This is a genomic window from Streptomyces incanus, from assembly GCF_042656345.1.
Lineage (GTDB): Bacteria > Actinomycetota > Actinomycetes > Streptomycetales > Streptomycetaceae > Streptomyces > Streptomyces incanus.
On sequence record NZ_JBHSPC010000080.1, the window covers coordinates 82,286 to 88,396 of the forward strand.

Here is a 6,111-nt window from a genome sequence, read left to right on the forward strand (position 1 = left end):
CGCTTCACCACCGGGCTGAAGCCCGGTGCACTGCGATGAGATCCGGTAGCAGCCCATGGCGAGGCTGAACAGGGCGCGCAGCTCCACCGGGGCATTCATTGCCCGCGCCGCGCGCCAACTCCATTGCCCGGACCAGCCGTTCGCGGCCGACTCCGGTGTTCCGGCCGTTGCCTTCCAGACCGGCCATGGAGATCAGCAGATCCGTCTGGGCGTCGGCGATCCCCAACTGCTCGGCCATGCCCAGGGCCTGGCGCGCCACCCGCAGCGCGGTGTCGGCCGCACCCACCTGCCGTGCCGTCACGGCATGGGGGGCCGCCGCCCATACCCAGGTGGGCGGCCATCTCGGCCGGCCGCCTCGTCCTGCCGGCCCCGGCGATCAGCGCGGCACGCGGCTCACCCCCGCGGGCGCGCTCCAGCACCCGGGCGAGTTCGTCGTCGCGGCCGATGAGCGGACCGGCGAAGGAGGTCTGCGACACGCGTCCATCCCGGCACGCGCCACCAGCCGCACCTTCTCCGCCGGCGATCTCCGCGGAAGGGGCCGGCCCCCGGCCCCGTGGGCCCCTCAGCGCCGCAGCTTCTGCTCCCATTCCTCCGGGACCCGCCCCGCCGGGCCCGGAACCGGCTGGTCGGCCGGACGGCTCGCGGGCGGGGCCAGGTCCGGGCCCGACTCGTACAGTTCCTCCGTGGAGTAGTTCCAGAACCAGGCCTCGCCGGGTTCGTAGGTGCGGACCACGGGATGCCCGGTGGCTTCGAAGTGCGCCGTGGCGTGCTGCCCGGGCGAGCTGTCGCAGCAGCCGACGTGTCCGCACCGCGCGCAGCGCCGCAGATGGAACCACCAGCCGCCCACGGCGTCGCAGTCGGAGCATCCCGCGCCGCTCGGCGCGGCACCGGGATCGATGGCCTGGTCGCTGGTCATGCCGACTCCTAGGGAGGTCGTCGGGGCTCCGGCGGTGAGCGCGGGCGACACCGGAGAGCGGGCCTCGCCGTCCTGTACCCGGCGCCACGGAAACACCACCGGCAGCCGGTCCATCGTAGGTTCGAACCAGGCGTTGCGCGCGGCGAGGCTCAGGCAGCGTGTGAGGAGAGCACGCAGAACTCGTTGCCCTCGGGGTCGGCGAGGAACCGCCACGGCTGCTCGCCCCGGCCGACGTCCGCCGGGCGGGCACCGAGGGCGAGCAGCCGGGCGGACTCCGCCGCCTGGTCGTCGGGCCGGAAACCCGGGTGGAGGCGGTTCTTCACGGTCCACCCGTCCGGCACCGGCACGAGGACGAGCCCCGGCAGACGGTCCCGCTCCGGCCGGGTCTCGTACGCGTCGGAGGAGTCGCCCCGCACCACCCAGCCGAGGGCCTCGGCCCACCGGCGTCCCAGCGCCACCGGATCGGCCGCGTCCACCCCTACCTGCTCCCAGGTCGAGGTCACGCGAGAAGGTTAGGGAAGACTGGAGCGCGCGTAGTGGACACGACACAGGAGGAACCGCATGACGCGCCCGATCACGGCAGGGGTCGACGGAACCGAGGAGAGCCTCGCCGGACTGGCCTGGGCGGCGAGGGAAGCGGTCCGCCGGGGGCGGCCGTTGCGGGTGGTGCACGCCTGGCGCTTCCAGACGCACGAGGCGGTCGATGCCGGCGACGCCGCCACCCAGGAGCGGTGGGTGCGCGACGCGGTGACCGAGTCGGTCCGTCGGGTCACCGAACGGCACCCCGCTCTCGCGGTGACCACCGATGTCCTGGAGGGGGACGCCGTCGGAGTCCTGACCGGCGCCGCAGCGGACGCCGAGATGCTGGTGCTCGGCTCCCGTGGGCACGGGCGGATCGTGGGCTTCCTGGTCGGCTCGGTCGGCCAGCAGGTGATCGTCGAGGTCCGGCGGCCGGTGGTGTTCGTACGGGCCGAGGACACGCCGTCCGGCGAGGTCGCCGGGCGGGAGATCGTCGTCGGCCAGCAGGGCGACCCGGAGGACAGCGCCGCCGCGCTGGAATTCGCCTTCGAGGCCGCCGCCGCGCGGGGGGCCACCCTGCGCGCCGTACGCGCCTGGGCCCTGCCGCCGATGTTCGCCTACAGCCCCGACACGTTGCGTCTCATGGACGAGGCCGGGGGCCTGGAGCCGTACGAGCAGAAGTCCCTGTCGGACGCCCTCGCGCCACTGCGTGAGCGCTATCCGCAGGTGCGCGTCGTCGAGCACGTGGAGATGGGCAGCGCCGGGCAGGTGCTGCTGTCGATGTCCGGCACGGCCCAGCTGATGGTCGTCGGCCGCCGCGCGCGCCGCAGCGCCGTCGGGGCCCGGATCGGCTCGGTCGCCCACGGCGTCCTGCACCACGCGGACTGCCCGGTGGCGGTGGTGCCGCACGACTGACCCGGCCGGCCCCGGCCGCCGGGTCCGGCCGGGGCCGCCACCGCCGACGCCCCGCTCGCTGCTCCGTCCGGCTCAGTCGGTCGTGGGCCGCAGCGTCTCCCGGGCCTTGGGCAGGATGTTCCTGATGTAGTCCTCGACCGCCGTGTCGAGACCGATGTCGTGCTGGGCCCGTTCGGACAGGTACCAGCGGTGCTCGAGGAGTTCGTGGTAGATCTCCGCCTGGTCCATCGTGCCGCGCAGTCCGGGCGGCACGGCACGCACGGTCGGGCGGAACACCTCCCGCACCCAGCGGTGGGCGAGGACTTCCGGGCGGGCGCCGGGCAGGGCGCCGCCGGGGGTGTAGTCGTCCTGGGTGGCCATCCAGCTCTCCAGGTCGTTCAGCAGCCGCCTGGCCTGGTTCTCCTCGGCGTCCAACCCGGTCAGGCGCAGCAGTTGGCGCTGGTGGTGCCCGGCGTCGACGACCTTCGGCACGAAGGTGACCGTGTCGCCGTTGGACGCGTGCTCGATCTGCATCTCGGCCACGTCGAAACCCAGATCGTTCAGCCGGCGGATCCGGCGCTCGATGTAGTGGTACTTGCCCGCCGGGTAGACGGAGGTACGGGTCAGTTCCCGCCAGAGGCCCTCGTAGCGGGCACAGATCTCGGTGCCGAACTCGATGGGGTCCACGGACGGGTGCAGCGCTCCGGAGGCCTCCAGGTCGAGCAGCTCGCCGCTGATGTTCACGCGGGCGAGGTCCAGGTCGTACGCGCGCTGGCCGGAGCTCAGCTCCGGGTGCAGCTCACCGGTCTCGGCGTCCACCAGATAGGCGGCGTAGGCACCCGCGTCCCGCCTGAACAGCGTGTTGGACAGCGAGCAGTCGCCCCACGCGAACCCGGCGAGATGCAGCCGTACCAGGAGCACGGCGAGCGCGTCCATCAGCCGGTGCATGGTCGCCGGACGCAGCGTTGTCTCGAACATCGACCGGTACGGCATCGACCCGCCGAGATGCCGGGTGATCAGCACGCTCTCCAACGGCTCCCCGGCGGTGCCCGCGCGGCCGGTGACCACGGCGAGCGGATCCACCGCGGGGATGCCGATCCGGTCCAGGTCGCGCAGCAGCTCGTACTCGCGCAGTGCGGGCCGCCGGGCGAGTTCCTTGACGGCGATCACCTCGTCACCGGCGCGGGCGTAGCGCACCACGTGCCGGGAGATGCCGCGCGGCAGCGGTACCAGGTACTGCTCGGGCCACTCCTGGAGCGGCAGGTGCCAGGGCAGTTCCAGCAGGAGCGCGGGATGCTCCGGGTTGGTCGCGCTGATCTGCAGGGCCATGGCTCGGGTGTCCTCGTCTCGCGGGCGGCCGTCTCCGGAGCGATGGTCACACCGGTGGTCGTCCGCTCACCCTATTGCGCGCGTTCGCGGGCCAGTTCCGCCGCGCCCGCCAGGGGCCCCCGGTGCGCGGGGCCGTGTCCGGGCAGCGTCAGGTCGCCCTCCAGTTCGGCCAGGATGTCCAGCGAGCCGATGGCGGTGGCCCGTTCGTGGTGGAACATGCGGGGCAGCAGTTGCGGTCCGTCGATCCGGGACGTCGGGTGGGCGCTCACCAGGGCGTCGCCGGACACCACCACCCCGAGGTGCGGGAGATGGAAGACGCAGTGCCCGTCGGTGTGGCCGGGCGTGTGCACGGGCACCGGCCGGCCGGGCAGGTCCAGCGGGCCGGACCGCGGGAACGGCTCGGGTGCGGCGACCGGCACGTGCGCCGTGCCGCCGGAGCGCAGCACGTGCAGTGCCCAGGGCAGCACACCCGGCCGCCAGCTGTTGCGCAGGACCTGTCCGACGGTCACCTGTTGGAGGAAGTCCCGGCGGGCATGGGGGACTTCGGCCTCGTGCGCGTACACGGGCGTGCCGTGCGCGGCCCGCAGGTACTCGGCGGAGCCCAGGTGGTCCGTGTGGGCGTGGGTGATGAGGACGGCCGCGACCGATTCCGGTGAACCGCCCACCTCCGCAAGGGAGGCGAGGAGCTGCTCGCGGTCGCCGGGGTACCCGGTGTCGATCAGTGTGACGGCGCCCCCCTCTTGGAGGATCACCCAGTTGGTGTGGGAGCCGTGCACCAGATGGGTGCCGTCGGCCACCTGCCGTACCTCTGCGCGCATGATCGCTCCGAGTCCGTCGTACCTGCCGGAAGCCACCAGGAAAGCAGATCAGGACGTCGTCGGAGGAGGCGGCTCCGTTCGTGTCGCAGCCGGTACGGGACGGGCCGCGGGCGCGGTGCGCATCCCGAACAGGAAGCGCGTCACCCGGGTCCTGCGCACCCCGTACTCGTGGACGGTGAAAACGACCGCCAGTGAGGAGACCACGATCACGGCGTACTTGACCGCCGCCGGCACGGGCCGGCCGACCACTCCGTAGGCGACGGCGACCACGACCGGCTGGTGCAGCACGTACCACGGCAGCGCGGCAAGCGCCCCGTACCGCAGGGCGCGGTGGAGGACCCGGTCCCTGTCCTGTGCTCCCTCGGCACCGCCCCGTTGCCCCGCCGCGCCGTTCCGGGGCCGGTCCAGCAGGCCGAGGATCGCGAGCACCCAGCACCAGCCCGCCGCCCCGAACAGCGCCCGGGTGGCCAGCGCGAACGGTGTCCACGCGGTGAACGGGTCGTCCCCGGCGACGAACCCGGGTGCCGTCCCGGCGAAGAGGAGCAGTCCGAGCACGCCGACGGGGACGGCCACGCGGCGGGTCAGGGCGCGGACCTGCTCGTCGTCGGCGAGAGCGAACCCGAACAGGAGGAACAGGAGGTAGGCCCAGCGATTCCAGCCGGCGAGGCCCTCTTCCATGCCCAGCAGGGCGTTGACAGCGGCGAGCGGCAGCGCCGGAAGCAGAAGCAGGACCGGGTGGCGGCGCAGCGCGGGAACGACGTACCCGGCCGCGGCTGCCAACTGCCGTGCGACCGGCGCGAGCAGCAGGCAGAAGGCCAGCAGCAGTAAGACGAACCACAGGTGCCCGGTCTCGAAGTGGTCCCCCTCGAGCACGAAGGGAAAGTCGGCGAGATCCGGGCGTACGGTGAGGAAGCGTGGCCAGAACCGCCAGTACGGTTCGTCGTACCCGGAGTCGGCCGCGCGCAGCCGCAGCCACTGCGGGAGCGGGCACAGGACGAGGGTGCCGAAGGCCAGGGGGACGCCGAGCCGCAGCAGGCGTTCCCGGGCGAACCCGGCGGGTCCCCGGCGGCGGATCGAGTGCCGGGCGCCGAGACCGGCGACGAGGAACAGCATCGGCATCGCCCACACCACCCCGAACCCGGCGAGGACGGTCACCGCGCCGCTGGTCTGCGGGTTCTTGACGTAGAAGTCGTCGTCAGGGGAGAACACCAGGGCGGCGTGGAAGAAGACCAGACCGAGGACGACGAGGGCGCGCAGCACATCGAGTTCACTGCGCCGCCCGGCGCCGACAGGTGGCCCGGTGTCCGCGCTCATCGGCCCTCCCCGCAGGTGTGCGGTCCAGTGTGGGGGAGCGGGACGGGGGACGACAGGCTTCCGGCAAGGGCAAGGGCAAGGGCAAGGGCAAGGGCAAGGGCAAGGGCAAGGGCAAGGGCAAGGGCAAGGGCAAGGGCAAGGGCAAGGGCAAGGGCAAGGGCAAGGGCAGGGCGCACGCATAGGCAGGGGCGGTCGGTTCACGCCGTGCGGGCGGGACCGGACGTTGATGCGCGGTCAGGCCGCACGGGTGCTCCTGGGTATGCAGTGAGCCTTTCTCAGTAAGCGCCCGTCGCTCGCTGTGATCGCGATGCTCGCGCTGCG

General features: G+C 73.0%; 8 protein-coding genes. 2 read left to right on the forward strand and 6 right to left on the reverse strand.

Features of this window, described 5'->3' with window-relative positions; translation table 11 throughout:
- Nucleotides 1-4: 4 nt before the first annotated feature.
- From ACFP2V_RS24500 to ACFP2V_RS24510, 3 genes are all read right to left on the reverse strand, one after another.
- Nucleotides 5-301: a hypothetical protein gene (locus ACFP2V_RS24500; RefSeq protein WP_381216457.1), complete on the reverse strand. Its 297-nt coding sequence runs from the start codon at nucleotides 299-301 to the stop codon at nucleotides 5-7.
- Between the two features lie 261 nt (nucleotides 302-562).
- A complete protein-coding gene (locus ACFP2V_RS24505; protein WP_381216460.1) occupies nucleotides 563-916 on the reverse strand; it encodes a UBP-type zinc finger domain-containing protein in 354 nt (117 codons plus the stop codon).
- Nucleotides 917-1,065: 149 nt separating this feature from the next.
- On the reverse strand, nucleotides 1,066-1,419 hold the full coding sequence (locus ACFP2V_RS24510) for a VOC family protein (protein ID WP_381216463.1): 354 nt from the start codon (nucleotides 1,417-1,419) through the stop codon (nucleotides 1,066-1,068).
- Between the two features lie 58 nt (nucleotides 1,420-1,477).
- Between ACFP2V_RS24510 and ACFP2V_RS24515 the strand changes: the two genes are divergently transcribed.
- Nucleotides 1,478-2,350 carry a universal stress protein gene (locus tag ACFP2V_RS24515; protein WP_381216466.1) on the forward strand — a complete coding sequence of 291 codons (873 nt, stop codon included), beginning with the start codon at nucleotides 1,478-1,480 and terminating at the stop codon, nucleotides 2,348-2,350.
- A 72-nt stretch (nucleotides 2,351-2,422) separates the two neighbouring features.
- Here ACFP2V_RS24515 and ACFP2V_RS24520 read toward each other — a convergent pair whose 3' ends face one another.
- The 3 genes from ACFP2V_RS24520 to ACFP2V_RS24530 all read right to left on the reverse strand — a co-directional run bounded on the left by ACFP2V_RS24520 (nucleotide 2,423) and on the right by ACFP2V_RS24530 (nucleotide 5,790).
- Complete coding sequence (locus ACFP2V_RS24520; protein ID WP_381216469.1) at nucleotides 2,423-3,658, reverse strand: DUF4032 domain-containing protein; 1,236 nt, start codon at nucleotides 3,656-3,658, stop codon at nucleotides 2,423-2,425.
- Between the two features lie 71 nt (nucleotides 3,659-3,729).
- Nucleotides 3,730-4,476: an MBL fold metallo-hydrolase gene (locus tag ACFP2V_RS24525; RefSeq protein ID WP_381216488.1), complete on the reverse strand. Its 747-nt coding sequence runs from the start codon at nucleotides 4,474-4,476 to the stop codon at nucleotides 3,730-3,732.
- A gap of 48 nt (nucleotides 4,477-4,524) precedes the next feature.
- Nucleotides 4,525-5,790: an acyltransferase family protein gene (locus ACFP2V_RS24530; RefSeq protein WP_381216472.1), complete on the reverse strand. Its 1,266-nt coding sequence runs from the start codon at nucleotides 5,788-5,790 to the stop codon at nucleotides 4,525-4,527.
- 29 nt (nucleotides 5,791-5,819) lie between these two features.
- On the opposite strand from ACFP2V_RS24530, the gene ACFP2V_RS24535 reads away from it, so the two are divergent.
- Nucleotides 5,820-5,972, forward strand: a complete 153-nt coding sequence (locus ACFP2V_RS24535) for a hypothetical protein (protein ID WP_381216475.1) — start codon at nucleotides 5,820-5,822, stop codon at nucleotides 5,970-5,972.
- The last annotated feature ends 139 nt before the right edge of the window (nucleotides 5,973-6,111 follow it).